Origin of the sequence: Stenotrophomonas maltophilia group sp. Smal32 (assembly GCF_030237085.1) — a bacterium.
Classification (GTDB): domain Bacteria; phylum Pseudomonadota; class Gammaproteobacteria; order Xanthomonadales; family Xanthomonadaceae; genus Stenotrophomonas; species Stenotrophomonas maltophilia_Q.
In genome coordinates, this window is sequence record NZ_JASJSI010000015.1 from 1 (window position 1) to 26,559 (window position 26,559).

Here is a 26,559-nt window from a genome sequence, read left to right on the forward strand (position 1 = left end):
TAAGGGTGCGGTGTTTGGGGGGGGGTTTTATTGGGTTTTATACGGGGGGGATGTAAAAGGTTAGCGCAATTGGGGTAATTGGGGGGGCATTATCATCCAAAGGCACGGCCCCGGCGCGGCGGGCAGTCCATTTGAAATGGGGGGGGGCGCGCGGGGGGGGGGGCGGGGGGGCGGCCCTACTACGCCCGTGTGGGGGGGGGCCCCCAAGCCTGGGGGCTCACACCCCCGCAGCCCCGCCCCGTCCGACCTCCGACGGCGTGGCGCGAGTGCCAGCCACGGAAAAACAGAAAAGATCAAAAGCAGAGCGGGCGTTTCCGGCATCCGGGCCAAACGAAAACGCCGGGCAGTGCCCGGCGCTTCGCGCTCCGTCTGGTGGAGAGCCCCCCTTTGTTAAGGGGGGCGCGCCGACGGCGCGGGGGATAGGAGGGATGCGCGTGCAGTTCTGATGAACCGCAGGGCGGTTCGTCAGAACTGCCCACCGAACGTGAACTGCAGGCGTTCGATCTTGTCGCCGTCTTCCTTCTTCAGCGGGAACGCGTAGCTGATCGAGATCGGTCCGACCGGGGCGCGCCACAGCAGGGCTACACCGGTAGACACTCGCAGTTCGTTGGCCTTGAAGTTATCGGCGCCGTTGTAGACGTTGCCGAAGTCGACGAAGGCCGACACGCGGGCCGACGGGCTGTCGAACAAACGCGGGAAGTAGGCTTCGACCGAACCGACGGTCTTCAGCGAACCGCCCAGCGGCTGGCCTTCCGGATAACCGCGGGTTACTTCGCGTGGGCCGAGCGTGTTGTCCTCGAAGCCGCGTACGGAGTTGGTGCCGCCGGCGTAGAAGTTCTCGTAGAACGGTAGGCCCTTGGCGGTGACCGGGCGCAGGTTGCCGTTCTCGTCCGGCACCATGGCGGTCTTGTCGCTGCCATAGCTGTCGCCGTAGCCGATTTCAGCGCGGGTATTGATCACCAGCGAGGGCATGATTGGCCAGTACTTGCTGATCTGGTAGTTCAGCTTGTAGTACTCGATGGTCGAGCCCGGCAGCGTGGTTTCCAGGCCAACACGCTGATAGGTGCCGCGGGTCGGCATGAAGTAGTCGTTGCGCGAGTCACGCGCCCAACCCAGTTCCGTGCGCCAGGCATGGAACGTCCTGCTGCCCAGCACGTTGATGTAATCGATGATCGACTGCGGGGTCGAGCCCTGGTACGTGGTGATCTGGTTGCTGTCGATGCCGAACATCAGCGAGACGGTATCGGTCTCGGTCAGCGGCACGCCGAACACCACCTGCGCCGAGCCATTGGTGCTGTTGTACTGCGCGGTGTTGAAGTCGGAGTAGTCCAGTTCGCGCCAGGACAGGTTGTAGCCCAGCGACACGCCGTCATCGGTGAAGTACGGGTTGGTGTAGCTGAAGCCGTAGCGCTGCAGGTAGCTGCTGCGGGAGGCTTCGACCGACACGCGGTTGCCGCCGCCGAGGAAGTTGTTCTGCGACAGCTGCACCGAGGTGGTCATGCCGTAGGACTGGGAGTAGCCCAGGCCGAACACGAAGCTGCCGGAGGTGGTTTCCTTGACGTTGTAGACGACGTCGACCTGGTCGTTGCTGCCGCTGACGGCCGGGGTCTCGACGTCCACCGACTCGAAGTAGCCCAGGCGCTGCAGGCGGATCTTGGAACGGTCGATCGCGGCCTGCGAGTACCAGCTGTTCTCGAACTGGCGCATTTCGCGACGCATCACTTCGTCGGAGGTGCGGGTGTTGCCACGGAACAGGATGCGGCGCACCGACACGCGCGGGCCCGGAACGACCTGCATGTTGATGGCCACGGTCTGGTCGGCGCGGTTGGTGGTCGGGATCGGGTTCACCTTGGCGAACGCGTAGCCGATGTTGGACAGCGAGTTGGTGATGGTGTCCGAGCTGAATTCCAGCAGGGCACGCGAGAAGGTGTCGCCCGACTTCTGGATCACCATGCGCTCGACGTCCTCCTGCGGGAGGATGGTGTCGCCGCTGACCTTGATCTCGGAGATCTTGTACTGCGCACCCTCGGTCACGCCCGCGGTGAGGAACATGTCGCGCTTGTCGGGGCTGATCGAGACCTGGGTGGAATCGATGCTGAAGTCGACGTAGCCGCGGTCCAGGTACCAGGAGTTGAGCTTTTCCAGGTCGCCGGACAGCTTTTCCTTGGAGTACTGGTCGTCACGGCGGTACCACGACGCCCAGTTGTGCTCCTTGGACTCCCAGGTCTCCAGGATGTCCTTGCTCTCGAACTTCTCGGTGCCGACCAGGTTGACGTGGCGGATCTTGGCCGCCTTGCCTTCCTTGATGGCGATCGCGATGTCGACGCGGTTGCGGTCCAGCGGGCTCACGGTCGGGGTGATCTCGACGGTGTACTTGCCGCGGTCGTTGTACTGGCGGCGCAGTTCCTGGGTCACGCGGTCCAGGCTCAGGCGGTCGAAGGTGCCACCCTCGGTCAGGCCGATGTCGGACAGGCCCTTGAGCAGCTGCTCGGACTTGATGTCCTTGTTGCCGGTCACGGTCAGCTTGTTGATCGCCGGGCGTTCCTTGACGGTCACCACCAGGATGCTGCCCTGGCGGTCCAGCTGCACGTCTTCGAAGAAGCCGGTCTTGTACAGGGCGCGGATGGTCTCGCCGACCTTGTTGTCGGTGATCGTCTCGCCACGTTCCACCGGCAGGTAGGTGAACACCGTGCCCGAGCTGATGCGCTGCAGGCCATCGACGCGGATGTCGCTGACAGTGAAGGGCTCGGCTGCCTGGGCCAGGGCGGGAGCGCCGGTGACGGCGGCGAGGGCGAGGGCCAGCAGGCGGCGATTGGGGAGTCGCGTCATGTCACGTCCGGTAGGAAGGTCGATTTCATTGGTGCGGGATGCCGACGCTGTAGACGGCAACAACGTGGAAAAGTTCATCGCGGGACCAGGCCGAGGATGTCGTTGTAGAACGCCAACCCCATCAGCCCGGCCAGCAACGCCAGGCCGATGTATTGGCCGGCGGCGATGGCGCGCTCGCTCAGCGGGCTGCCCTTGACCAACTCGATAAGGTAATACAGCAGGTGCCCGCCGTCCAAGATCGGGATCGGCAACAGGTTGATGATGCACAGGCTGAGTGACAGCAGGGCAAGGAACTGCAGGAACCAGTCGAGGCCGCGTTTGGCCGAGACATTGGCCACGCGGGCGATGGTGACGGGCCCGGAAACGTTCTGCAGCGAGGCTTTGCCGGTGACGATGCGGCCCATCATGCCCAGCGAATCGGCGGCAAGCCGGCCGGTTTCACGTACGGCGACGGTCACGGCATCCAGCGGCCCATAGCGCAGCAGGGTGTCGTAGGAGGGGCTGTAGGTGGTGGGGAAGCCGACGCCGATCTGCCAGACCGGGTTGCCCTTGCCATCCTTGCCCTGGCGGGGCGTGACTTCCAGTGCCAGCCGTTCACCGCCGCGCAGGACCTCGATCATGCCGGGGCCTCCGGCACGGCCGAGGGCCTGGATCTGGCCGATCACCTGGTCGACGCTGTCGATGCGCTGGCCGTCGATCGCGACGATCAGGTCGCCCGGCTGCAGCAGCCCGGTGACCACCGAATCGGCGGTGAGCGAGTCGACCAGCGCAGGCTGCAGCCACGACTGCCAATACAGACCGGCAAGGATCGGCACCCGTCGTTCATCGAAACCGGCGGGCAGCTGCGACAGCGGCAGGGTGCGCACGCGCACCTGGTCCGCAGGGTCGAGTACTTCAAGCTTGACGTCGCGGCGATCCATGGCGGCGGCGGTCAGCGCCATGCTGGCCTCGCCCAGGGTGGCGACCTGGCGGTCATCCACCCGCAGAACGCGGTCACCGCTGGCCAGGCCGGCACTGGCGGCGATGCCGTCAACCCGGCCGATCGTCGGCGAGTAGTCCTGCTTGCCGATCACGAACATCGCCCACAGCAGCAGGATGCACAGCAGCAGATTGGCGATCGGCCCTGCAGCAACAATGGCGATGCGCTGCCACACGGTCTTGTGGTTGAAGGCCTGGCCACGCTCGTGGGGATGGACTTCGACCTCACGTTCGTCGAGGAACTTCACGTAGCCACCCAGCGGGATGGCGGCAATGGCGAACTCGGTACCGTGCTTGTCGCGGCGCGACCACAGCGGGCGACCGAAGCCGACCGAGAAGCGCAGGATCTTGACCCCACAGAGGCGGCCGACCCAGTAATGCCCGAACTCGTGGAACGTGACCAGCAGCCCGAGGCTGACAATCATCCACCAGACCGATCCGATGAAGTCAGTCATGCAGGCTCACAGTGGCGGGCAGGGGCGGCGGCGTCATGCTGGGCGAGGCGGTCGTTCAGGCGGCGTCGATGGCGTTCAGGGTGAGCTGGCGTGCCCGCTGGTCGGCGGACAACAGGACCTCCAGTGTATCGGCTGGCTGGGTCGGCAGTGTTGAAAGAGCGTTAGCAACCAGCTCCGGGATGGTCAGGAAACCGATCCGGCCCTGAAGAAATGCTGAAACCGCCTCTTCGTTGGCGGCGTTCAGCACCGCCGGGGCGGTACCGCCGGCCTGCATCGCCTGCCAGGCCAGCGCCAGGCAGGGGAAGGCGTCGGTGTCGGGGGCCTCGAAATCCAGCCGGCCCTGCGCCAGCAGGTCCAGTCCGGACACGCCGGATTCGATGCGCTGCGGCCAGCCCAGGCCGACCGCCAGGGTGGTGCGCATGTCCGGCAGGCCCATCTGGGCCAGGGTCGAGCCGTCGACGAACTCGACCAGCGAATGCACCAGGCTCTGCGGGTGCACCAGTACCTCGATGCGCTCGCCGGGCACCGCGAACAGGTGGTGGGCCTCGATCACTTCAAGGCCCTTGTTCATCAACGTCGCCGAATCGACCGAGATCTTCGGGCCCATCGACCACTTCGGGTGGGCCACGGCCTGGGCGGGGGTGACCTTGGCCAGCTCGGCGCGGCTGCGGCCGCGGAACGGGCCACCCGACGCGGTCAGCAGGATCCGGCGCACGCCGGCGCCGTCGATGCTGGCGTCGCGCGAACGCAGGCACTGGAAGATCGCGCTGTGCTCGCTGTCGATCGGAATGATCTCGGCGCCGGCGCGCTCGGTGGTGCGGGTCAGCAGTTCGCCGGCCAGTACCAGCGATTCCTTGTTGGCCAGAAGGATGCGCTTGCCGGCCGCAGCGGCGGCGAGGGTCGAGGACAGCCCGGCAGCACCGACAATGGCTGCGACGACGGTGTCGCAGGCATCGCTTGCTGCCAGCTGGTCCAGTGCGGCATGCCCGGCGTGGGCCTCGGTGGACAGCCCGGCATCGCGCAGGCCGTCGCGCAGTTCGGTGAACAGCGCTTCATCGGCGATGACCGCGTGCGCGGGCTTGTGCTGGCGGCACAGCGCCAGCAGCGCCTGCACCTGGCGGCCGGCGGCCAGCACCGTGGCCTGGTAGCGCTGCGGGTGGCGGGCGATCACGTCCAGCGTGGAGGCACCGATCGAGCCGGTGGCGCCGTATACGGCGACCCGGCGCAGGTCTGCGACAGCATTCATGGTCAGAACCCGAAGATTTCCTTGCCCAGCGCGAACACCGGCACGGCGGCGAGGACGCCGTCGACGCGGTCGAGCACGCCACCATGGCCCGGGATCAGGTGGCCCGAGTCCTTGGCACCGGCGTGACGCTTGATCAGGCTTTCGAACAGATCACCCAGCACCGACGCGAATACCGCCACCACCGAGGTGATCAGCAGGCCCGGCAGGTGGGCGACGTCGACGCCGGCCAGCCAACCAAGGCCGACGGCGACGGCGACACCGGCCAGCAGGCCGCCGAACAGGCCTTCCCAGGTCTTGTTGGGGCTGATGCGCGGGGCCAGCTTGTGCTTGCCGAAGTGACGACCGGCGAAATAGGCACCCGAATCGGCTGCCCAGACCAGTGCCAGTGCCGCCAGCAGCCACAGGTGACCCTGCTTGCCCGGCGGGTCACCGCCGGCATGGATCAGCACCAGTGCTGCCCAGGCCGGGACGATGGCCAGGGTGCCGGCCAGCATCTTCACGATCCGCGAGGGGGCCGTGGGCTGTGCGCCGAAGTTGAAGAAGCGCAGCCAGACCAGCGCCGCCAGCCACCAGGCGACACCCGCCAATGTGGTGATCTGGAACAGTACCAGCGTGCTGCCATCGGCCCACACCAGCAGCACCATCAGCAGCAGGTTCAGCACCAGCAGCACGGTGCGGGCGAGGGTGTCTTCGATGCCGGCCAGCTTCAGCCATTCCCACAGGCCGATCAGCAGCACGGCGGCGGCGGCGGCGGCCAGCCATTGCGTGGGCAGCAGCAGGATCGCAGCAATGGCGACCGGCGCCATGATCAGCGCGGCGAGGACTCGGGTCTTGGTCATGGGCTGGAGGTCTCGGTGGCCAGTGCGGCGATCTGGGCGCTGGTCAGGCCGAAACGACGCTCGCGGCTGCCATAGGCATCCAACGCCTGCTGCAGCAGGGCGGCATCGAAGTCCGGCCACAGCGCCTCGGTGAACCACAGCTCGGTGTAGGCCAGCTGCCACAGCAGGAAGTTGCTGATGCGGGTGTCGCCACCGGTGCGGATGAACAGATCCGGCGGCGGCAGGTCGGCCAGGGCGACCTGGCTGCCCAGCAGCGATTCGTCGATCTGTTCGGGCAGCAGGCGACCTGCGGCGACTTCAGTGGCCAGCGCGCGCGCGGCACGGGCGATGTCCTGGCGACCGCCGTAACTGGCGGCGATCGACAGGGTCAGGGTGGTGTTGTCGGCGGTGCGCTGCTCGGCCAGCTGCATGCGGCTGACCAGTCCGGCACCGAAGCGCTCGCGTTCGCCGATGAAGCGTACGCGCACGCCACGCCGGTGCAGCTCGTCCACTTCGCGGTCGAGCGCGCCGAGGAACAGCTTCATCAGGGCGTCGACTTCTTCCTGCGGCCGGCCCCAGTTCTCGCTGGAAAACGCGAACAGGGTCAGCGCCGGAATGCCCAGTTCAAGGCAGCGCTCGATGGTGCGGTTGACCGCGCGCGCGCCGGCGCGGTGGCCGATCACGCGCGGGCGGCGGCGCTGCTGTGCCCAACGCCCGTTGCCATCCATGATGATGGCGACGTGGCGGGGCAGGGCGGCCGGCAACGGAGGCGGGACTGAAGGCATCGACTTCAGACCGACAGCAGTTCTTTTTCCTTGTCGGCGACGACCTTGTCGACGTCCTTGATGTTGGCGTCGGTCAGCTTCTGGATGTCGTCTTCGCCACGCTTCTTTTCGTCTTCGCTGATCGCTTTGTCCTTGACCAGCTTGGCGATTTCCTTGTTCGCGTCCTGACGGATGTTGCGGATCGCGATCTTGGCGCCTTCGCCTTCCTTCTGCACCTGCTTGGCCAGTTCCTTGCGGCGCTCTTCGGTCGGCGGCGGCATGTTGATGCGGATCGCGGTGCCCAGCGTGTTCGGGGTGAACTCGGCGTTGTAGAGACCCTTTTCGATCTCCTTGATCATGCCCTTGTCGAACGGGGTGACCAGCAGCGAGTGCGCGTCGGCATTGGAGATCGAGGCAACCTGGTTCAGCGGGGTGCTGGCATTGCCGTAGGCATTGACCGTCACGCGGTCCAGCAGGGCTGGCGTGGCACGCCCGGTCCGGATGGAGGTGAGGGTGTGCTTCAGAGCGTCGATGCTCTTGGCCATGCGCGTCTGCGCGTTGTTCTTGATGTCGTTGAGCATCGCCCGGTCCTGGATGTATCTGGAATCGGGCGATTATAGGCGAATACGGGACGCTGCCGGGCCTGAATCGGCCCGGTTGTCGCCGCCCGCTCAGGCTCAGGCCGGATCGCGGCCCTGGACCAGGGTGCCGATGTTCTCGCCGTTGAGGATCTTCAGCAGCTCGCCCGGCTGGCCCATGTCGAACACGCGCATCGGCAGGTCGCTGTCGCGGGCCAGTGCGAAGGCGGCGGTATCCATCACTTCCAGGCCGCGGCGGATCACTTCGTCGTAGCTCAGGCTGTCGAAGCGGACCGCATCGCTGTGCTTGTTCGGGTCCTTGTCGTACACGCCATCGACCTTGGTGGCCTTCAGCAGCAGGTCGGCGCCGATCTCGATCGCGCGCAGGGCGGCACCGGAGTCTGTGGTGAAGAAGGGGCTGCCGACGCCGGCGGCGAAAATCACCAGGCGTCCCTTTTCCAGGTGGCGGATGGCGCGGCGGCGGATGTAGTCCTCGCACACGTCGTTGATCTTGATGGCGCTCATCACGCGCGCCTTGGCGCCGAGCTTCTCCAGCGCGTCCTGCATGGCCAGGGCGTTGATGACGGTGGCCAGCATGCCCATCTGGTCGCCGGTGACCCGGTCCATGCCACCGGCGGCCAGGCCGGCGCCGCGGAAGATGTTGCCGCCGCCGATCACCAGCGCCACTTCGGCACCGGCCTGCTGGGCTTCGATGACCTCACGGGCCAGGCGGTTGATGATCTTCGGGTCGATGCCGTAGTCCTCATCTCCCATCAGCGCCTCCCCGGACAGTTTCAGAAGGATGCGGCGATAGGCGAGCTTGGACATGGGGACCTCGGGTGCGTGGAAATCGCGGGCGATTCTACGCGCATGCGGCGTCAGGCCATAGTGTTTTGTGCACTGCGGCGCAAAATCCTGGCGTTCGCCCCGGTCATCCGGGGCTTCCCGTTCAGCCCAGCTCGGCGCCCGCGGTCGCTGACAGCTCGTCGTGGCCGAGGGCGCCGGGGGAGCGCGCGATCACCCGGTTGCGGCCGAGGTTCTTGGAGCGGTACAGCACGTCGTCGGCGGCGCGCAGCAGGTCCTGCACGTCGGCGAAGCGTTCGTAGCCGCCCTGGGTGGCCACGCCGGCGGAGAAGGTGACGAACAGCGGGCCGCCTTCCAGTTCGGCCATCGGCGTGGCGACGATGTTGGCCAGCACCCGGCGGATCACGTCCAGGGCCACCGTTTCGCTGGTGTTGGGCAGCAGCGCGACGAACTCCTCACCGCCGAAGCGGGCCACGGTGTCGCTGTGGCGCAGCTGGCCCTGCAGTTTGCCGGCAAAGGCCCGCAGCACCTCGTCGCCGGTCAGGTGGCCATGGGCGTCGTTGATCTTCTTGAAGTCGTCCAGGTCGATGAAGGCCACCGACAGTGGCCAGCCCTGGCGACCGGCGCGCAGGAATTCCTGCTCCAGCACGGCTTCCAGCTGGCGCCGGTTGAGCACGCCGGTGAGGGCGTCACGATGGGCCTGGTCGGCCAGGCGCTTGGCCCGGGCTTCGAATTCGTCGGCGCGGCGACGGGCCTGGTCGGCATCCTGCAGCTCGCGCAGGTTGCGCAGGGTTGCCAGCTCCTGCGCGTGGTCGATCAGCTCGCGCACCCGCGAGGGGGAATTCAGGCCGGCCTCGAACAGGCTGGCGATGTCCGGCAGCGCCTCGCTCATGCGGGCCAGGACCTGGTCGAAGCGGGCACTGTCCAGTTCAAGGCGGTCATGCACCTGCTGCAGGGCGCGCTCGCGGGCGGCATCGGCGTCATCGTCCAGCCAGATGTCGGCCACCGCGCCGGACAGCTGCACGCAGGCCTGGAATGGCGATTCCGCAGCGTCCAGGTCTTCGCTGTGGTTGATGCTCTCCACCAGATAGCGGGGCAGGCCCCACTGCTCGGCCACCCAGGCGCCGACCTCGGCGTGGCTGCAGCCCAGTTCGTCACGCTCGCGCGCGACCAGATCGATGTTGTCGCGCGCTTTGCGCAGCAGCGGCAGGTAGCGCTCCGATTCGGCCTGGGCCAGGCACAGTACGCCCAGGTCCTGCAGCAGGCCGGCCAGCATCAGTTCTTCCAGCCGGCGCAGGCCGCGGGCCTGGCCCAGCTGGCTGGCGGCCAGCGCGCTGAGGATGCTGCGCTTCCAGGCGCGTTGGCGCAGGTCGTGGTCGGCGCCGGTACCGCCGGTCAGTCCCTCGGTGACGGTGAAGCCGAGGGCGAGGCTGATCGTGGCATTCAGGCCGAGCATGGTCAGCGCCTGGCCGAGGTTCTCGATCCGGCGGCGGCTGGCGTACAGCGGCGAATTGGCGATGCGCAGCATGCGAGCACTCAGCGCCATGTCGATGGCGATGATGTCGGCGGCGGTGGCGATATCCGCTTCCGGGTCCTGTGCCAGTTCGATGATGCGCAGGGCAATACCGGGTGGCGAGGGCAGGTTGCGGCAGAGCGCCAGGGCAGCTGTCAGCTCGGGAGGCATGTCGGGTCGTTCAATTCCATTGGGACAAGAATACCTAGGAATGCATCACAGTCCGCGATTTTCGTTCCTGCTAAATGACTGTTGATTCCCTGTGCCGAGTATCGGCCTGATTCGCGCGCAACGCAAAGGTGCAGGTGTGCGCATCAACGGTGCGCACCCACAGAAGGCGGGGGCGCCTACAGGTGGAGCATGGGCCTCCCGTTGTCCCGGACATAAAAAAAGAGCCGCGGTTTCCCGCGGCTCCTTCTGGTCGTTTCACAGCCCGAGGGCTGGAATCAGACCTGCATCGCCTTGGCAACTTCGGCGGCGTAGTCTTCCACCACCTTCTCGATGCCTTCGCCGACGATCAGCAGCTTGAAGCCAGCAACATCGGCGCCAGCGGCCTTGACCACCTGCTCGACGGTGGTGTCGCCCAGCACGTAGGTCTGGCCGTACAGGGTCACGTCGCTGACGATCTTGTTGATCTTGCCGCTGATGATCTTTTCCAGGATGTCGGCCGGCTTGGCCTTGTCCTTTTCGGACATCTTGGCCAGCTCGATTTCCTTTTCCTTCTCGACGAAGTCGGCCGGAACGTCCGCAGCCTTGTTGTGCGGCGGCTTCAGCGCAGCCACGTGCATGGCCAGGCCACGAGCCAGCTCGACGTCGCCGCCGATCAGATCGACCAGCACGCCGACCTTGCCGTTGGTGTGGACATACGCACCGATGTTGCCGGTGGTGTCGACATTCACCATGCGACGGATCTGGATGTTCTCACCCAGGGTCTGCACGGCGGTGGCGCGGGCTTCTTCAACGGTGCGGCCATCGGCCAGCTTGGCAGCCTTCACGGCTTCCACGTCGGTGGCGCCCGATGCCAGGGCGGCAGCGGCGACGGCGTTGACGAAGGACTTGAAGTTGTCATCGTTGGCGACGAAGTCGGTTTCCGAGTTGACTTCGACCAGCACGGCCTTGCCGCCGTCCTGGGCCAGGCCCAGACGGCCTTCGGCGGCCACGCGGTCAGCCTTCTTGTCGGCCTTGGCAGCGCCGGACTTGCGCATGGCTTCAGCAGCAGCGTCGATGTCGCCGTTGGCTTCGGTGAGCGCCTTCTTGCATTCCATCATGCCGGCGCCGGTGCGCTCGCGCAGTTCCTTGACCAGGGAAGCAGTGATTTCCACGGGATTACCTCACGAAAGAAAGGGGTAGGGCCGGCATGGTGGCCGGCCCGTGTGACACGGTCCTGTCACGCGCCAAGGGGCTGCGCGCAGGGAGGGTGGACGCCGGGCGTCCACCCCGGGGCCTGGATCAGGCCTGGGCGTCGTCGCCCTTCTTGGCAGCCTTCTTGGCCGGAGCGCGGCGGGCCGGCTTCTCTTCGCCTTCGGCAGCGGCTTCAGCGAACTCCTCTTCGCGCACCGAAGCGGCGTGCGGAGCAGCGGCCTTGCCTTCCAGCACGGCGTCGGCAGCGGCGCGGGCGTACAGCTGCACGGCGCGGATGGCGTCGTCGTTGCCCGGGATGGCGTAATCAACCAGTTCCGGGTTGTAGTTGGTGTCGACCACGGCGATGACCGGGATGCCCAGCTTCTTGGCTTCCTTGATCGCGATGTCTTCGTGGCCGATGTCGATCACGAAGATGGCGTCCGGCAGGCGGTTCATGTCCTTGATGCCGCCCAGCGAGGCTTCCAGCTTGTCGCGCTCGCGACGCAGGCCCAGCACTTCGTGCTTGACCAGCTTCTCGAAGGTGCCGTCGGTTTCACCGGCTTCCAGTTCCTTCAGGCGGGCAACCGACTGCTTGACGGTACGGAAGTTGGTCAGGGTGCCGCCCAGCCAACGCTGGTTCATGAACGGCATGCCGCAACGTTCGGCTTCTTCCTTGATGGTTTCGCGGGCGCTGCGCTTGGTGCCCAGGAACAGGACGGTGCCGCGCTTCTGGGCAACCGACGAGATGAAGTTCATCGCGTCGTTGAACAGCGGGACGGTCTTTTCCAGGTTGATGATGTGGATCTTGCCGCGGGCGCCGAAGATGTACGGAGCCATCTTCGGGTTCCAGTAGCGGGTCTGGTGGCCGAAGTGGACGCCGGCTTCCAGCATCTGACGCATGGTGACCTGGGGCATTGCAATACTCCTGATATGGAACCAGCGATTCCGCCCGCGGGGATAGGTATGCGGGACACGTGGAAGCGCGATCGGTTCCGGGGTTGGGCTTCCCTGTTGCCTCCGTGGCCGAACTCCTTGCGGAGCACCCCGGCACGGATGGGGGCAGCAGGTGTGGATTCACCGGTGACGTCCGGTGTGGACGGGCTCCCGCGCACGCAGGCGGCAGGAATCCGGTCGATTATAGCCCGCTCGGTGCGCTCGCTGCAATTGCCGGGTCTGGAGCGGCCAGATCGACCACGCGGCCATCCTGCAGCCGGGCCTGGAAATGACCGCCGGCGTAGCCATCGGCGTGGGCGGGAAGGGCCCAGCGGCGCTCACGGCCGGCCAGCAGATAGCCGGCCAGGCCCGGCAGCAGCAGGGTGCGCCGGCCGTCGCTGGCGATGTAGGCGAGATCGTTCAGGCGTGCGTGCAGGGTACCGGTGTTTCGCAGTCGCAGAAAGGTCTGTGACTGGCCCGGTTCGATCCCTGCATGCAGCCGCGGCTGGGCCATTGGTGTGGCGTGCCCTCGGAACAGCGGCAGGGAATAGCGCTGCAGGCCTGGCGTAGCGGGGGCCAGGACGACCCGATAGGCCTGTTCGCCGACTGAGGGTGTCGGCTGGCGTGGCAGCAGCCAGATGCGCTGGCGGATACCGGGCGGGATGTCGAGCTGGGTGGGGCTGGCGAGAACCTGGTCGGTGGGGCGCAGCACTTCGGCGTCGGTCTGCTGTTCCCACGCCAGGATCTGCACCCGCCCCTGCCAGCGGCCGGGACCGGGGTTGTAGAGCCACAGTTCGCCCTGGCCACCTTCGGCGGGCAGTTGCAGTGTGGTCGGCAACAGGTCCAGTGCTGCGGCAGGCCACGCCAGCAGCATCGCCAACAGGGTCGGAAGTGCCCGCATCAGTAGATGACGGTTACGGCGGACGTCGAGTCTTCGTCGTCGGCGGGAGGTGCGAGCTCGCGGACCTGGGGAGGCAGTTGCGGTGCGTCGCTGCGCTGGTGGGGGGCGGGGCAGTGGGTGCTGCCGGGGTCATCGCGACAGGCTTCGACCACGGTCAGGCGGATCTGCAGCGGCGCGGGACTGGGTTCAGCCCATGCGGGCGTGCTGGCGACCAGCATCGCCCCGATCAGAATTGCGCGAACCACCTGCCAACCACCGTGCTGAAAGATCTCGCTGCGCGGTATCGGCTGGATGTGCCGGAACTGTAGAGCCGAGCCCATGCTCGGCCTGCCGGCAGCCAAAAAATGCAGCCGAGCAAGGGCTCGGCTCTACAGGGGACTCAATAGGTGATCGTCACCTGCACAACGTCGTTGTAGGTGCCGGCCGGCGGTTGGCCAGTGACCGGCGGCACCCGGCCATAGATCGTCAGCTGCTGCGCGCTGCCAGTGCCGGTGCCACTGGCGGTATCGACGGTCAACGTGTTGCCCCAGCGCTGGGTGCGTGTGGAATCGCGGTACAGCTCGTAGGTGAGGTAGTAGGTGCTGGCGCCGATGGTGGTGGCCATGCGTCGCGTGCTGGTGGCAGTGGGGTTGTTCTGGCCGTTGTTGAGGCTGACCTGGTAGGCGGTGTTCTTCAGGCAGGTCAGGGTCAAGGTGGCGGTCTGGTCGATGTTGGCGGGGATGCTGCCGGAGACGTTGCCGAAGTTCATGTTGGTGGTGACGTAGCTCCCGCACTGCGGCAACACCTCGGCGGTGGCGGTGAAGCTGAAGGCGGCACTGGCGCTGTTGGTGCCGGTGGCGCCGCCGTTGCAGGTGGCGGGCACGGTGGCCGTGCCGAGCAGCACTTCGTTCCAGGCCCAGGTCAGCACCACGTTCGCCCCACTGAAGGTGCTGCTGTAAGCGCCGGAGGCCAGCACCTGGTTGGCCGGGATCTGCGCGAACAGCTGGGTGGCCTGCGCGCCACTGCCGCCGGTCAGCAACGGCACGTTGTAGGTCATGGTCAGTTCCTGCGCCGGCGGCGTGCCGCGCGGGGTCAGCCCGGTTGCCTGGCTGAAGTTGGAGGTGTTGTAGAGCTGGAAATTCATGCTGTCGCTGGCGCTGGTCTTCATCGTGCGCCAGGTGGAGCTGCTGCCGCCGCCGCTGCCGGCGCCGATGCCCACGCAGACCCGCACGCCGGTGGTGGCCAGCAGGCTGAGCGCGGCGGTGGTACAGGACACCGTGATGTTGAGCGTGCCGGTGGTTGCGCCGGGCGCATTGCTGTTCACACTGCCGAACGGCAGCGTCGGGTCGGCGATGGCGGTGCAGACCGCGGTGGCACGTGCCGGCACCGCCGCCAGCAGGCCGGCAACCAGCAGCAATCCGAGCAGCAGCACCTTCATGGCGCCACCTCCGGAATGCACTGCAGCGGCGCCGGTTTGGGGCGTGCACCGGTGGCCACCACCTTGGGCAGGTCCGGTACCTTCACCCGGCACTGGCCCCGGCTGGTGGTGATGTACAGCACGCTGCCGGCGGCCACGTCTTCCAGGTACAGCAGGCCGTCATAGCCCACCAGCGCCTGGCGACCGTCCGGCAGCTGAACCTCGCTGCCGACCTCCAGCGGTTGCCCGTCCATGCCGTGCAGGGTCAGGCTCAGCGAGGGCCGCGAAAGCAGCGCGAAGGTCACCCGCGTGCCCGCGCGCTGGCGTGGGGTCACCCAGTCTTCGATGCGGTCGGCGCGCATGTCCTCAGGCAGGTCCAGAGTGTCGATAGAGACCCGGTTGCGCTGCCAGGACAGCAGCGGGCTGACCAGCAGCAGGCCGCGATCGTCGGTCACGCCTATCAGTCGGTTCTCCAGCCGTACCGGCACACCGCCGACCCCATTGGTGCTGATCACCGCGAATGCATCGGAGACCTCGCGGGTGGCGAAGGCGTGCCCGCCCATCCATACCAGGCTGCCACTGGCACTGGCGTAGGCATAGTTCAGGCCGCCCTGGCGCGAGGCGCCGAACGAGTAGCGGCCGACGTCATTGAGGATGCCGACTTCGGCCAGGCCGCCATTGCCATCCTCGCCATGGCGGACCTGCGCGCGCCAACCGACACCGCCGGCGCTGCCGTCGCCGGGCACCGGCTGGGTGACATCGGCCACCCAGCTCTGGCTGTTGCCATTGCGCTGGCTGGACAGGCTGGCCTGGCGGTTGTTGCCCAGGCTGGCGGTGACCGAGAGGTAGATGCTGCGGTCATCGCTCTTGTCCAGGTTCTGGTTCACCGACAGATAGGCCGACCAGCGCTGGCTCCAGGTGCGCGACCAGAACAGGCTGGCGTAGCGGTTGTCCTCGCCATCGGGATAGCGCAGGCGCAGATAGCTGGCGCTGAGCGTGCCGAGTCGCAGCAGATCGGTGCCGACCGTGGCCTGTTCGCTGATGCTCGGCGGCAGGTTGCCCTGCAGCGCGCCCAGGTCGCGGTAATCTCCATGGCTGCGAACGGTGCGCAGATTGACGTTGAGTCGGCGGTTGTTCCAGCTGTAGCCCAGTGCCCATTGCTCACCCTGCAGGCCATGGTAGTCGCTGTGCGCATAGGCGGCGTTGAACACGCCCGCACCGCCGAGCAGCCACCAGCCGCCGATGCCGGCCTGGGCCAGACCCCCACCGCCTTCGGCATGCGCTTCACCGGTAAAGGTATCGCTCACGCCGCCGCGCCAGCTGGCACTGGCCACGGTGCGATCGTCGTAGGTGAAGGAGCGCTGGCCGAAATCCTCACGCAGGTGGCCAACGCCGACCGACCAGTCCGACAGGCCCTTGGCCAGCAGCTGCTGGGTGCCATAGAAACTGAAATCCAGCGTCTGCATGCGCCCGAATGCATCGGTCACCACCACCTGTGCACTGCCGGTGCCGCTGATGCCGGGTTGCGCGGCCAGCTGGAATGGACCGACCGGCACCTGCCCGCTGTACTGGCGCAGGCCGTCGACGTACAGCTCGACCGTGGACGGCACCACGGCCTGGCCGAGGAAGCTGGGGGTGGGCGTGAGCACGCGGTAGGGCTGCAGGCCGTAGTTGCGGCCGATCTGCAGGCCACCCATGCGCACGGGGCGGGTCCAGTCGACGAAACCGCTGTAGAAGTCGCCGACGTCCAGGGTCATCGCCCTGTCGGGGAAGTCCAGGCTCCAGCGGGTGTCCAGGCGCACGCTCTCACCACGCCAGCGGCGGTCACCGGATTGCTGGTAGCGGCGGCTGATCGCCGTGTTTTCGAAGGTGCCGTTGCCGATCCCGAACAGGCGCAGCTCCGAGCTGAGGCTGAGGTTGCCGAGCGTTTCGACCCGGCTGCCATAGACGTCGTAGTTCAGCAGCAGACCCGGCGAGGCGCTGCCGGCCGGTGCGCGGGTCTGCGGCTGGCTGAGCACGGTGGTCGGCAGGGTCAGCTGGTCCAGTGGCACGTCCAGGGCCAGGGTCTGCATATGCGCGTCGTAGCGCACCACGGCCCCGCTGATCTGGTCCAGATAGACCGGCGCATCGCCGCGGGCGCTGAAGCCGAGCTGGCGCAGCACGTCCGGACTGGCCTGCAGCCGGCCACGGTTTTCGGTGAACGGCAGCAGGCCGCGCGGCGTGCTGTTGAGCGAGACATCCAGGTAAAGCGTCTGGCCGGCGGTCAGGGGCGTGGGCGCAGGCAGGATCGCATCGGCCGATACCCCGGAGACATCCGCAGCCCCGGCAGCAGCCATGCCGGACACATCGGCGGCCTCGGTCGCCGCAGGAGCCAGGGCAACCAACAGCGCGCCCATCAACGCCTCAGCGAGCCGGTGGTGGCGACAGCGGCGTCTGTTCCGACTCGCCATTGAGCTTGGCCGTGATCTGGTCGTTGTCGCGGTCGATGGCTGTGCGCTCAATCGGCCAGCGCATCACCTGCCCAGGCAGTACATACCCCAGCAGGCCGGGGTGCACGATGCGCGGACGCTGGACGCTGCCCAGCGCGAGGTCGGCGATCTGTGCATAGCTGTTGCCGGTGTTGGCCACCTCCACGCCGTTGCGTCCGTCTTCCAGCTTCACCAGGTGCGCCCGGAGTTGCGCGGCCAGCTTGCCCCCCGAGGGTTGCACGAACACCGGAATCGAATAGCGCAGCACGAACTGCATGCCGTTGGCGCGGGTCGCCAGGTCAGGCACTTCGTCGACGATCAGCCGGTAGTACTGCTGTGCCGCAGGCGGTTCGTGGTTCGGGCGCATCACCCGTACCAGCTGCTGCTGGCCAGCGCCCAGTTCCTGCATCGGAGGGGTGGCCAGCAGTTCATCGGTGGGCAGCAGTTGTTCCTGGCCATCCTGCTGTACCCAGCGGAAGACCCGCACCTGCAGCCTGACCGGCGAGGTGCCGCTGTTGGTCAGCCACAGTTCGCCTGCGCGCTGGCGGGCTTCGAGCTGCAGGCTGGTGGGGGCGACCTGCAGGCTGGTGGCGCCGACGGCGGTGGCGAGCAGCAGGCTCAGGGCGAGCAGCGCCACGCCAGTGGCGCGCCACGGGCGGGGTCCGGCCATGCGGGCGTGCTCCATCAATAGGTGATCGTGGCGGTGACCGTATCCAGGTAGTTGCCGGTGGCCGGATTGTTGGTGCTCAGGTTCAGGATCTGGCCGTAGACGATGTAGGGCACGGCCAGGCCGGTGCCGATGCCGGCCTGGGTATTGGTGCCGGTGGTGGCGCCCCAGACCAGGGTGTGGGCGGCGTCCTGGTAGAGCTGGTAGCCGACGTAGTTGTTGGCGGTCACGGCCGCATTGGTGTTCTTCATGCGGCGGGTGGTGACGTCGTTGGCCGTGCTGGCGTTGGCGCCCGCGTTCAGCGAGATCGTGTACGGGGTCAGCGCCGAGCACTGCGCGGTCACCGTACCCTGGCCCAGGGTGGGGGTCGCCGTGGTCGAAGCCGCCGTGCCGAAATCAACGTTGGTGGCGGCCGCGGCCGTGATCGTGCAGGCCTTGGTGACCACCAGGGTGACGTTGAAGGTCGTGGTATCGGCCGCCAGTGCGGGGCCGGCCAGCAACAGTCCGGTCAGGGCCCAGGCGAGCGGTGAGCGGAGCGTGGATCGCATGGACAACCTCCCTGACCCGAAGGTCTGTTGAACAAGGCGAAGGCGGCACGTTCAGGGCCGCTTTGATGATGGTCAGGGCCAGCTTGTGCGGGTAAGTGTCTGTAATCCGTGATAAATAGGCATGCGAAAGAGTGGAGCGCGTCACGCTTTCACTTTCCTTGCCGGAACCGTGCATGCCCCGGATCGCCAGTTGGGTGGCGTTCGTTCAGATTGCAGCCGGATCGGCGATAATGGGCGCCATGAGCGTGAATCTGAAAACCCCGCAGGAAATCGAGATGATGCGCATCGCCGGCCGCCTGGCCAGTGAAGTGCTCGACATCGTCACCCCCCACGTCAAGCCCGGTGTCACCACCGAGGAGCTGGACCGCATCTGCCACGACCACATCGTGAACGTGCAGGGCGCGATTCCGGCCAACGTCGGCTACCGCGGCTTCCCGAAGACCGTGTGCACCTCGGTCAACAACGTCATCTGCCACGGCATTCCCAGCGAAGGGAAGGTGCTCAAGGATGGCGACATCATCAATATCGACGTGACCGTCATCAAGGACGGCTGGCACGGCGACACCAGCCGCATGTACTTCGTCGGCACGCCGTCGGTGATGGCCCGCCGCCTGGTGGAAACCACGTACGAAGCGATGTGGCGTGGCATCCGTGCGGTGCGTCCGGGCGCAACCCTGGGCGACATCGGCCATGCCATCCAGAGCTACGCCGAAGGCGAGCGTTTCAGCGTGGTGCGCGAGTACTGCGGCCACGGCATCGGCAAGGTCTACCACGACGAGCCGCAGGTGGTGCATTACGGCCGTCCGGGCCAGGGCCTGGTGCTGCAGCCGGGCATGACCTTCACCATCGAGCCGATGATCAACGAGGGCACCCGTTACAACAAGGTGCTGCCGGATGGCTGGACCGTGGTGACCAAGGACCGCAAGCTGTCGGCGCAGTGGGAGCACATGATCGCGGTCACCGAGACCGGCGTCGACGTGCTTACCCTGTCGCCGGGCGAGTCGCAGGTCTCCTGAGGATGTTGCCGGCGAGTTCGCTGCTGGACACGCCGGCCGCGTCGCTCAACGACCCGGACTGGGCTGCTGCTGCGCGCCAGGCGCTGCAGCAGGCGGACGCGCGCCTGTACCGCCGCTTCGACCAGGGCGACAACATCGAGCGCCTGCTGGCGCTGCGTGCGCGTGCGGCCGACCATCTGATCCGCCTGGCTTGGCAGCGCTGCCTGCCGTTCGACAGCGGCCTGTCGCTGTTCGCAGTGGGGGGGTATGGGCGCGGCGAACTTTTCCCGCGCTCGGACATCGACCTGCTGGTGTTTGGCGACCCGCCGGCACAGTTGGCGCACGAATCCGCACTGGCACGCCTGTTCGCGCTGCTGTGGGATTGCGGGCTGGCGGTCAGCCATGCGGTGCGCAGTGCAGCGCAGTGCCGCGAGGCTGCTGCCGACCAGACCGTGTTGACCGCGCTGATCGAGGCGCGTCCGATCCTGGCCGAGGACACTGCCCGCCGTGCGCTGCGCGAGGCCATCGACGACCGTGAGCTGTGGCCTGCACGTGCCTTCTTCCTGGCCAAGCTGGAAGAGCTGCGCAACCGCCACCAGCGTTTCGGCGATACCGCCGACAACCTGGAACCGGATCTCAAGGATGGCCCCGGCGGCCTGCGCGATCTCAACACGCTGGGCTGGATGGCGCTGCGCGCCTTTGGCGTACGCGACCTGGAAGCGCTGGTCGGCCTGGGCCACCTGGGGGCCGACGAAGCGGCCGCGCTGAAGCGCGAGCGTGCGGTGCTGGCGCGTCTGCGCTTCGGGCTGCACCTGGTGGCGCGGCGCCCGGAAGAACGGTTGCGCTTCGATTACCAGAAGACCTTGGCCGCGCGCCTGGGCTTCGAAGACGATGCCGAGAATCTCGGTGTCGAAAAGATGATGCAGGGCTTCTACCGCGCCGCGCTGGTGGTGCGCCGGATCAGTGACCGCCTGCTGCAGCGCTTCGAGGAACAGTTCGATGGCGAGGCGCAGCCGGAACCGCTGACCGTGGGTTTTTCCCTGCGACGCGGCTACCTGGCGGCCAATGATGCTGACTGGCCGCGCGGCGATATCGGCCAGGTGTTCGCGCTGTTCTCCGGCTGGGCCAACAATCCGCAGGTACGCGGCCTGCATTCGCTGACCGCGCGCGCGCTGGCCGAATCGTTGCCGCTGCTGCCGGCCTACGACCAGGCCGACGCCGACGCGCGCGAGCAGTTCCTGGCCCTGCTGCGTGGCCAGCGCCCGGTCGATACGCTTTCGCGCATGGCGAGGCTTGGCGTGCTCGGCCAGTGGATTCCGGCATTCGCCCAGGTCAGCGGGCGCATGCAGTTCGACCTGTTCCATGTCTATACGGTGGACCAGCACACGCTGATGGTCCTGCGCAACATCGGCCAGTTCGCCAGCAGCCGCGCCGACGAGCGCTTCTCGATCGCGCATGAAGTGTGGCCGCGCCTGCGCAAGCCGGAGCTCCTGCTGCTGGCCGGCCTGTTCCATGACATCGCCAAGGGCCGTGGCGGTGATCACTCCGAACTGGGCGCGGTCGATGCGCGCGCGTTCTGCCAGACCCATGCCCTGAGCATCTCCGACACCGAACTGGTGGCCTGGCTGGTCGAACAGCATCTGCGCATGTCGGTGACCGCGCAGAAGCAGGACATCGCCGATCCGGTGGTGATCCATCGCTTTGCGACCCTGGTCGGCAGCCGCGACCGGCTGGACTACCTGTACCTGCTGACCTGTGCCGATATCGCCGGCACCAGCCCGAAGCTCTGGAACGCGTGGAAGGACCGCCTGTTGGCCGACCTGTATTTCGCCACCCGGCGCGCGCTGCGTGAAGGCCTTGAGCACCCGGTGCCTGCCGCCGAGCGCGTGGCCGAGGCGCGTGACAGCGTGCGTGCGCTGGTGCGCGAGCAGGGCTACGACGATGCCACCATCGACCGCCAGTTCGCGGTGATGCCCGACGAAGGCTTCATCCGCCTGCGCCCGGAGCAGCTGGCCTGGCAGGCCGCCGCGCTGGTACCGGTGAAACAGGGCCAGGCGCTGGTGAAGGTGCGCCGCATCAGCGTCGACGACCCGGCACTGGAAGTGTTCGTACATTCACCGGACCGCGACGGCCTGTTCGCCGCCATCGTGATGACCCTGGACCGCAAGGGCTACGGCATCCATCGCGCGCGCGTGCTGGATGGTCCGGCCGACACCATTTTCGATACCTTCGAAGTGAACCCGGCCGACAGCTTCGCCGATGGCAGCAGTGCCAATCTGGAGGCCGCGCTGCGCGAGGCACTCAGTGGTGACCTGTCGCGCCTGCGCCCGTCGCGCCGGGTGGTGCCGCGGCAGCTGCGTCATTTCCGCTTCGCGCCGCGCATCGAGTTCCGCGATGAACCGGGCGCAACCCGATTTGCCCTGGTCGCTCCCGACCGTCCTGGCCTGCTGGCCGACGTGGCGTTCGTGCTGCGCAACCAGGGCCTGCGCGTGCATGATGCGCGCATTGCTACGTTCGGCGAACGCGCCGAAGACACCTTCGTGATCAGTGACGAACACGACCTCCCCCTGACTGAACCTGCCCGGCAGCAGCTGCATGACGCGATGCTGGCCTGCCTGGACCCTGATCGAAACGCCGGAGACCCCGCCTGATGGCCACCAAGCCTGTTAAGAAGACTGCTGCCACCGCCAAGAGCGCAGCGGCCAAAAAAACTGCCGCCGTGCCGGCCGCGAAGAAGGCGGCTGCGCCGAAGAAAGCCGCAGCGGTGAAGGCGCCGGCGAAGAAGGTGGCGGCACCGAAGAAGGCCCCGGCCAAGAGTGCCGAAGCCGCACGCGCCGAAACCATCGCCCGCAAATCGCTGCGCAAGCCGGCCACGCCGGGCGTGGAAGAACTGAAGTTCGGCATCGAAAGTGCCTTCGAACGCCGCGCCACGCTGACCCTGCACGAACTGGAAGGCTCGACCAGGCCGCTGGTCAACCGTGTGATCGATGGCCTGGAAAGCGGGGAATTCCGCGTTGCCGAACCGGACGGCCATGGTGGCTGGAAGGTCAACGAGTGGTTGAAGAAGGCGGTGCTGCTGTACTTCCGCGTCAACGACATGGCCGTGGTCGATGCGCGCCCGGCGCCGTTCTGGGACAAAGTCGAATCGCGTTTTGCCGGCTATGACGAAGCGAAGTTCCGTCGTGGTGGCGTGCGCGTGGTGCCGGGCGCCATTGCCCGCCGCGGTACGTACTTCGGCAAGGACGTGGTGCTGATGCCGAGCTTCACCAACATCGGCGCCTATGTCGGTGAAGGCACCATGGTCGATACCTGGGCCACCGTTGGTTCCTGCGCGCAGATCGGCCAGCACTGCCATCTGTCCGGCGGTGCCGGTATCGGCGGCGTGCTGGAACCGCTGCAGGCCAGCCCGACCATCATTGAAGACCACTGCTTCATCGGCGCGCGTTCGGAAGTGGTGGAAGGCGTGGTGGTCGGCCACCACAGCGTGATCGGCATGGGCGTGTTCCTCAGCCAGAGCACCCGCATCTACAACCGCGCCACCGGCGAGATCAGCTACGGCTACATCCCGCCGTACAGCGTGGTGGTATCCGGCTCGCTGCCGAGCAAGGACGGCACCCACTCGCTGTACTGCGCGGTGATCGTCAAGCAGGTCGATGCCAAGACCCGCAGCAAGACCAGCGTCAACGATCTGCTGCGCGGCCTGGCCGACTGAAGGTGGCTGCGCCGGAAGACCTGGCGCAGTCCGCGATCTACCGGCATCCGTCCGACACCGCGTTCGGACGGATGCTGCCGCGCCTGCTGCATGCATCCCGCTGGAGCCGGCTGCGTCGCGCGCTGTCACGGCGTTGGCCGATGCCAGCGCTGGCCAGCGATGTGCGCGACGTGGTCTACGCGAGCTGGTGGGTCGACGTGCGCCATGCACCGTTGCCGCCACCGGGCCATCACTACGTGGTGCATGCCGGGCGCACGCCGTACACCATCCTCAGCTACCGTCACGGGCACTTCGGGCCCGCGCTGGCCGGGCCGCTGCGCGCGCTGATGCCGTCGCCGCGGCAGAGCAACTGGCGCTGGTACCTGCGCCGCGACGACGATCCGGAAGGCACACCGGTGGTGCTGTTTGATCGCAATGTGATGGACCAGCTGGCCTTCGTCGCTGGCGCGCGCGCGTTCAGCGATGCCATGCAACCCCATCTTTCCATCCGCTTCGAACATGTGCTGGATGCCTCGGGTCGTGGCCACACGCTGATTGAAGGCGGGCAGGGCAGTGCACCCGCGTTGGGACTGCAGTGGCAGGCAGCCGATGGCTGGCGGCACGACGCATGGTCGGCGGCGTTCGGTGGCCGTCAGGCCCTGCTGCGCTTCCTGACCTGCCAGGACGAAGCCATCGCCCGCACCTGCGATCGGTACTGGGCCAGTACCCGCATCGCGCTGCCGGTGGACATCGGCAGCCTGCAGCCGCTGCGCCTGTCGGGCGAGCTGCACTGCCCGCGCCTGCAGGCGATGGGCGTGGCGCTTGAATCGGGCCTGGTCTTCCGCTTGCCGAGAGTGCCGTTCCGGGTCGTGTCCGAGCGCCTGTTGTGAGATTCTGGACCCCTGTTTTCCAGCATCACAGATGGCCATGAGCACCACTGTCTACGGTTTGAAGAACTGCGATACCTGCAAGAAGGCGACCAAGTGGCTCGACCGCTTCGGCGTGCCGTACACCTTCGTCGATTACCGCGAGAACAAACCCAGCCCGGAAATGCTGCTGGAATGGGCCGCGCAGCTGGGGGGGCTGGCGGCGATGGTCAACAAGTCCTCCACCACCTGGCGGCAGCTGCCGGACAACCGCAAGGCCGCCGATTCCGAGGCCGAGTGGAAGCTGCTGCTGCGCGAGTACCCGCAGCTGATCAAGCGCCCGCTGGTGGTCACCGCCGATGGCAAGGCCAGCCAGGGTTTCAGTGACAACGGCTTCAAGGCCCGCTTCGGCCTGGGCGACGCATGAGTACCGTCCTTGACCTGGCCTGCGAGCTGATCGCACGGCCTTCGGTGACGCCGGACGATGCGGGTTGCCAGGCGCTGCTGGCGGCGCGGCTGAAGCAGGCTGGATTCCACTGTGACCACCTGCGCCTGGGCGATGTCGACAATCTGTGGGCGACCCATGGCCAGGGCGCACCGGTACTGGTCCTGCTGGGCCACACTGACGTGGTGCCAACCGGCCCGCGCGAAGCCTGGACCAGCGACCCGTTCACCCCACAGATCCGCGATGGCGTGCTGTATGGGCGCGGTGCTGCCGACATGAAAGGCAGCGTGGCTGCGTTCGTGGTCGCCGCCGAGCAGTTCGTCGCCGCGCATCCCGATCATCCCGGCACGCTGGCGGTACTGCTGACCAGCGACGAGGAGGGCGATGCCATCGATGGCGTGCGCCACGTTGCACGCCTGTTCGCCGCACGGGGGCAGCGCATCGACTGGTGCATCACCGGTGAGCCGTCATCGACCGCGACGCTGGGCGACCTGCTGCGCGTGGGCCGCCGCGGCAGCCTGTCCGCCAAGCTGCGCGTGCAGGGCGTTCAGGGGCATGTGGCGTACCCGGAGAAAGCGCGCAATCCGATCCACCAGGCGGCGCCGGCACTGGCCGAACTGAGTGCGCGACGCTGGGACGACGGCTACGAGAGCTTCCCGCCGACCAGCCTGCAGATCTCCAACATCCACGCCGGCACCGGTGCCAACAACGTGATTCCCGGCGAGCTCGAAGTGGATTTCAACCTCCGCTACAACCCGCATTGGGACGCGCCGAAGCTGGAAGCAGAGATCGCCGCACTGCTGGACCGGCATGGCCTGCAGTACACGCTGAAGTGGCACCGTAGCGGCGAGCCGTTCTACACCCCGGAAGGCACGCTGCGCGCCGCTGCACGCGCAGTGCTGGCCGAGCACATCGGCCGCGCGCCGGAAGAAAGTACCGGCGGCGGTACCTCCGATGCGCGCTTCATCGCACCCTTGGGGGCGCAGTGCATCGAAGTAGGACCGGTCAACGCCAGCATCCACCAGGTGGACGAGAACGTGCGCGTGGACGAACTGGAAGCACTGCCCGGGCTGTACCAGCGGCTGGTGGAACGGCTGCTGGTGTAAGGACGGTGAGGTGGGAATGGTGGGTGCCGACCGTTGGTCGGCACGCCCCCCGCCGGGGCTGCATCCCTGTAGAGCCGAGCCATGCTCGGCTGGTGTCTACCGGCAGAAGCAGCCGAGCACGGCCCGGCTCTACTATTCCGAAAAAAGGAAGAACGGCGGCTCGACCGCTTTTTTCCAGTAGCTGGGCGCCGCCATGTAGAAGTGCTGCGCTTCGGCCTTCGCGAACCAGCGTGCCGCCGCCTCGGTGTCCTTCTCCACGCCCGGCGCACTCCGGCCCAGCAGCAGCCCGGCAAAGTACTGGCCGAACACATTGCCCTGTTCCCCGGCACGCTGATACAGCTGCAACGCATGTGCCGGATCGCTCGGCACGCCCACGCCGCGTTCCAGCAGCGCGCCCAGATCCACCTGCGCCTCGGCATCGCCACGCGCCGCGCGACGCTGCAGGTGGGCGACCAGCGGGTGCACGGTGCCGGCCTTCGCGGCCACTGCATCCGGCAGTCGCGAGGAACGGCTTGGATAGCGGTGATGGATCATCGCGCGCAGGTCCCAGCGCAGGGCCTGCTGTGCGTCGCCCTGCTGGCGATAGGCTGCAGCCAAGTCGTGGAACGCGTAGGGATTGCCGTGGTTGGCCGCAGCCAGGTAGGCGCGCTCGCCGCGTCGCCACGAAGCGCGCAGCACCGGTGCAGGATCGATGCGGGGGCTGTCGGCATGCCGCAGCGTGCCGAAGGTCCAGATCCGGCCCAGTGCTTCTTCCGCCTTGGTGTTGTGGAAGGTCCAGGGCGTGGCCGCAGCGGCACGCTCGTAGTAGGCGATCGCGCGCGGGTCGTTGAAGCGCTCGAAGGTCTCTGCGGTATCCCAGGCGCCGTCAAAGCTGCCGTCGCTGCCGCGCTGTTCCAGGGCCTGCTGCTGCGCGGGCGGCAGCCTGGAGGGCGGGGACAGGGTATGGCAGGCCGCCAGGCCCAGGCAGAGCAGGGCGGCCAGTACGGCAGTGCATCCAGTGCGGTGTTGCATTTCCATTACACATTGCTGGGCGCGCCATTATGCGCTTCACGCGTGGTTGCCAACGCAACTGTTGCGCCGCGCCGGAAACCGGGGTACGGTCGATCCCATGTCGATCCGCCTGGCCACCGCCGTCAATAACAACAACCGCAATAATCTGCGCGCGAATAATCGTGCGCGGCCGATGCGGGACTGCGCCCTGGGTAGATAGACAGCAA

The 26,559-nt window shown here is 67.0% G+C and carries 23 protein-coding genes; 6 read left to right on the top strand and 17 right to left on the bottom strand.

What is annotated here, in order from left to right; all coding sequences use genetic code 11:
* Positions 1–465 precede the first annotated feature (465 nt).
* The 16 genes from bamA to QRO91_RS05670 form a co-directional block, all read right to left on the bottom strand.
* Complete coding sequence (gene bamA / locus QRO91_RS05595) at positions 466–2,829, bottom strand: outer membrane protein assembly factor BamA (RefSeq protein ID WP_197619991.1); 2,364 nt, start codon at positions 2,827–2,829, stop codon at positions 466–468.
* A gap of 74 nt (positions 2,830–2,903) precedes the next feature.
* Positions 2,904–4,262, bottom strand: a complete 1,359-nt coding sequence (gene rseP / locus QRO91_RS05600; RefSeq protein ID WP_049432376.1) for an RIP metalloprotease RseP — start codon at positions 4,260–4,262, stop codon at positions 2,904–2,906.
* Between the two features lie 55 nt (positions 4,263–4,317).
* Positions 4,318–5,508, bottom strand: a complete 1,191-nt coding sequence (locus tag QRO91_RS05605) for a 1-deoxy-D-xylulose-5-phosphate reductoisomerase (RefSeq protein WP_285310310.1) — start codon at positions 5,506–5,508, stop codon at positions 4,318–4,320.
* Positions 5,509–5,510: 2 nt separating this feature from the next.
* Positions 5,511–6,347: a phosphatidate cytidylyltransferase gene (locus tag QRO91_RS05610; RefSeq protein WP_100443637.1), complete on the bottom strand. Its 837-nt coding sequence runs from the start codon at positions 6,345–6,347 to the stop codon at positions 5,511–5,513.
* A complete protein-coding gene (gene uppS, locus QRO91_RS05615) occupies positions 6,344–7,111 on the bottom strand; it encodes a polyprenyl diphosphate synthase (RefSeq protein WP_049427360.1) in 768 nt (255 codons plus the stop codon). The genes QRO91_RS05610 and uppS overlap by 4 nt, the downstream gene beginning before the upstream one ends.
* Positions 7,112–7,116: 5 nt before the next feature.
* Complete coding sequence (frr, locus tag QRO91_RS05620; protein ID WP_049427358.1) at positions 7,117–7,671, bottom strand: ribosome recycling factor; 555 nt, start codon at positions 7,669–7,671, stop codon at positions 7,117–7,119.
* Between the two features lie 96 nt (positions 7,672–7,767).
* Positions 7,768–8,496: a UMP kinase gene (gene pyrH, locus QRO91_RS05625; RefSeq protein ID WP_005408745.1), complete on the bottom strand. Its 729-nt coding sequence runs from the start codon at positions 8,494–8,496 to the stop codon at positions 7,768–7,770.
* Positions 8,497–8,617: 121 nt separating this feature from the next.
* On the bottom strand, positions 8,618–10,156 hold the full coding sequence (locus QRO91_RS05630; RefSeq protein WP_197619992.1) for a GGDEF domain-containing protein: 1,539 nt from the start codon (positions 10,154–10,156) through the stop codon (positions 8,618–8,620).
* A 275-nt stretch (positions 10,157–10,431) separates the two neighbouring features.
* On the bottom strand, positions 10,432–11,307 hold the full coding sequence (gene tsf, locus QRO91_RS05635) for a translation elongation factor Ts (RefSeq protein ID WP_005408747.1): 876 nt from the start codon (positions 11,305–11,307) through the stop codon (positions 10,432–10,434).
* A gap of 127 nt (positions 11,308–11,434) precedes the next feature.
* Positions 11,435–12,241, bottom strand: a complete 807-nt coding sequence (gene rpsB, locus QRO91_RS05640) for a 30S ribosomal protein S2 (RefSeq protein ID WP_005408748.1) — start codon at positions 12,239–12,241, stop codon at positions 11,435–11,437.
* Between the two features lie 220 nt (positions 12,242–12,461).
* On the bottom strand, positions 12,462–13,160 hold the full coding sequence (locus QRO91_RS05645) for a molecular chaperone (RefSeq protein WP_049428030.1): 699 nt from the start codon (positions 13,158–13,160) through the stop codon (positions 12,462–12,464).
* Entirely contained in the window at positions 13,160–13,480 is a 321-nt protein-coding gene (locus tag QRO91_RS05650) for a hypothetical protein (protein ID WP_238378633.1), read from the bottom strand. Before QRO91_RS05650 ends, QRO91_RS05645 begins: the two co-directional genes overlap by 1 nt.
* 59 nt (positions 13,481–13,539) lie before the next feature.
* Positions 13,540–14,577: a spore coat U domain-containing protein gene (locus tag QRO91_RS05655; RefSeq protein ID WP_197619993.1), complete on the bottom strand. Its 1,038-nt coding sequence runs from the start codon at positions 14,575–14,577 to the stop codon at positions 13,540–13,542.
* Positions 14,574–16,952 carry a fimbria/pilus outer membrane usher protein gene (locus QRO91_RS05660; RefSeq protein ID WP_285310311.1) on the bottom strand — a complete coding sequence of 793 codons (2,379 nt, stop codon included), beginning with the start codon at positions 16,950–16,952 and terminating at the stop codon, positions 14,574–14,576. Before QRO91_RS05660 ends, QRO91_RS05655 begins: the two co-directional genes overlap by 4 nt.
* Positions 16,953–16,959: 7 nt before the next feature.
* Complete coding sequence (locus tag QRO91_RS05665; RefSeq protein WP_049427399.1) at positions 16,960–17,709, bottom strand: molecular chaperone; 750 nt, start codon at positions 17,707–17,709, stop codon at positions 16,960–16,962.
* Positions 17,709–18,239, bottom strand: a complete 531-nt coding sequence (locus tag QRO91_RS05670; RefSeq protein ID WP_049427402.1) for a spore coat U domain-containing protein — start codon at positions 18,237–18,239, stop codon at positions 17,709–17,711. The genes QRO91_RS05665 and QRO91_RS05670 overlap by 1 nt, the downstream gene beginning before the upstream one ends.
* A gap of 173 nt (positions 18,240–18,412) precedes the next feature.
* On the opposite strand from QRO91_RS05670, the gene map reads away from it, so the two are divergent.
* The 6 genes from map to dapE are packed head-to-tail and all read left to right on the top strand — an operon-like array spanning position 18,413 to position 25,342.
* Positions 18,413–19,255, top strand: a complete 843-nt coding sequence (map, locus tag QRO91_RS05675; RefSeq protein WP_005408754.1) for a type I methionyl aminopeptidase — start codon at positions 18,413–18,415, stop codon at positions 19,253–19,255.
* Between the two features lie 2 nt (positions 19,256–19,257).
* Positions 19,258–21,885 carry a [protein-PII] uridylyltransferase gene (locus tag QRO91_RS05680; RefSeq protein WP_100443635.1) on the top strand — a complete coding sequence of 876 codons (2,628 nt, stop codon included), beginning with the start codon at positions 19,258–19,260 and terminating at the stop codon, positions 21,883–21,885.
* Positions 21,885–22,946, top strand: a complete 1,062-nt coding sequence (gene dapD, locus QRO91_RS05685) for a 2,3,4,5-tetrahydropyridine-2,6-dicarboxylate N-succinyltransferase (protein WP_197619995.1) — start codon at positions 21,885–21,887, stop codon at positions 22,944–22,946. The genes QRO91_RS05680 and dapD overlap by 1 nt, the downstream gene beginning before the upstream one ends.
* Positions 22,947–22,948: 2 nt before the next feature.
* Positions 22,949–23,815 carry a hypothetical protein gene (locus QRO91_RS05690; protein ID WP_197619996.1) on the top strand — a complete coding sequence of 289 codons (867 nt, stop codon included), beginning with the start codon at positions 22,949–22,951 and terminating at the stop codon, positions 23,813–23,815.
* Positions 23,816–23,846: 31 nt separating this feature from the next.
* Positions 23,847–24,218, top strand: coding sequence for an arsenate reductase (locus tag QRO91_RS05695; protein ID WP_180849163.1), 372 nt, complete (start codon positions 23,847–23,849; stop codon positions 24,216–24,218).
* Positions 24,215–25,342, top strand: a complete 1,128-nt coding sequence (dapE, locus tag QRO91_RS05700; RefSeq protein WP_049429630.1) for a succinyl-diaminopimelate desuccinylase — start codon at positions 24,215–24,217, stop codon at positions 25,340–25,342. The genes QRO91_RS05695 and dapE overlap by 4 nt, the downstream gene beginning before the upstream one ends.
* A gap of 132 nt (positions 25,343–25,474) precedes the next feature.
* Here the strand turns inward: dapE and QRO91_RS05705 are convergent, their stop codons facing one another.
* Entirely contained in the window at positions 25,475–26,353 is an 879-nt protein-coding gene (locus QRO91_RS05705; RefSeq protein ID WP_370672020.1) for a tetratricopeptide repeat protein, read from the bottom strand.
* Positions 26,354–26,559: the final 206 nt, after the last annotated feature.

What these genes read in the sequence shown, in the direction of transcription:
- QRO91_RS05670 (WP_049427402.1), bottom strand. Translation starts at nt 18,239, where the DNA reads ATGCGATCCACGCTCCGCTCACCGCTCGCCTGGGCCCTGACCGGACTG.
- map (WP_005408754.1), top strand. Translation starts at nt 18,413, where the DNA reads ATGCCCCGGATCGCCAGTTGGGTGGCGTTCGTTCAGATTGCAGCCGGA.
- QRO91_RS05610 (WP_100443637.1), bottom strand. Translation starts at nt 6,347, where the DNA reads ATGACCAAGACCCGAGTCCTCGCCGCGCTGATCATGGCGCCGGTCGCC.
- QRO91_RS05630 (WP_197619992.1), bottom strand. Translation starts at nt 10,156, where the DNA reads ATGCCTCCCGAGCTGACAGCTGCCCTGGCGCTCTGCCGCAACCTGCCC.
- uppS (WP_049427360.1), bottom strand. Translation starts at nt 7,111, where the DNA reads ATGCCTTCAGTCCCGCCTCCGTTGCCGGCCGCCCTGCCCCGCCACGTC.
- QRO91_RS05680 (WP_100443635.1), top strand. Translation starts at nt 19,258, where the DNA reads ATGTTGCCGGCGAGTTCGCTGCTGGACACGCCGGCCGCGTCGCTCAAC.
- rseP (WP_049432376.1), bottom strand. Translation starts at nt 4,262, where the DNA reads ATGACTGACTTCATCGGATCGGTCTGGTGGATGATTGTCAGCCTCGGG.
- QRO91_RS05695 (WP_180849163.1), top strand. Translation starts at nt 23,847, where the DNA reads ATGGCCATGAGCACCACTGTCTACGGTTTGAAGAACTGCGATACCTGC.
- QRO91_RS05705 (WP_370672020.1), bottom strand. Translation starts at nt 26,353, where the DNA reads ATGCAACACCGCACTGGATGCACTGCCGTACTGGCCGCCCTGCTCTGC.
- bamA (WP_197619991.1), bottom strand. Translation starts at nt 2,829, where the DNA reads ATGACGCGACTCCCCAATCGCCGCCTGCTGGCCCTCGCCCTCGCCGCC.
- QRO91_RS05605 (WP_285310310.1), bottom strand. Translation starts at nt 5,508, where the DNA reads ATGAATGCTGTCGCAGACCTGCGCCGGGTCGCCGTATACGGCGCCACC.
- QRO91_RS05660 (WP_285310311.1), bottom strand. Translation starts at nt 16,952, where the DNA reads ATGGGCGCGCTGTTGGTTGCCCTGGCTCCTGCGGCGACCGAGGCCGCC.
- frr (WP_049427358.1), bottom strand. Translation starts at nt 7,671, where the DNA reads ATGCTCAACGACATCAAGAACAACGCGCAGACGCGCATGGCCAAGAGC.
- QRO91_RS05650 (WP_238378633.1), bottom strand. Translation starts at nt 13,480, where the DNA reads ATGGGCTCGGCTCTACAGTTCCGGCACATCCAGCCGATACCGCGCAGC.
- rpsB (WP_005408748.1), bottom strand. Translation starts at nt 12,241, where the DNA reads ATGCCCCAGGTCACCATGCGTCAGATGCTGGAAGCCGGCGTCCACTTC.
- QRO91_RS05645 (WP_049428030.1), bottom strand. Translation starts at nt 13,160, where the DNA reads ATGCGGGCACTTCCGACCCTGTTGGCGATGCTGCTGGCGTGGCCTGCC.
- QRO91_RS05665 (WP_049427399.1), bottom strand. Translation starts at nt 17,709, where the DNA reads ATGGAGCACGCCCGCATGGCCGGACCCCGCCCGTGGCGCGCCACTGGC.
- dapD (WP_197619995.1), top strand. Translation starts at nt 21,885, where the DNA reads ATGGCCACCAAGCCTGTTAAGAAGACTGCTGCCACCGCCAAGAGCGCA.
- QRO91_RS05655 (WP_197619993.1), bottom strand. Translation starts at nt 14,577, where the DNA reads ATGAAGGTGCTGCTGCTCGGATTGCTGCTGGTTGCCGGCCTGCTGGCG.
- pyrH (WP_005408745.1), bottom strand. Translation starts at nt 8,496, where the DNA reads ATGTCCAAGCTCGCCTATCGCCGCATCCTTCTGAAACTGTCCGGGGAG.
- dapE (WP_049429630.1), top strand. Translation starts at nt 24,215, where the DNA reads ATGAGTACCGTCCTTGACCTGGCCTGCGAGCTGATCGCACGGCCTTCG.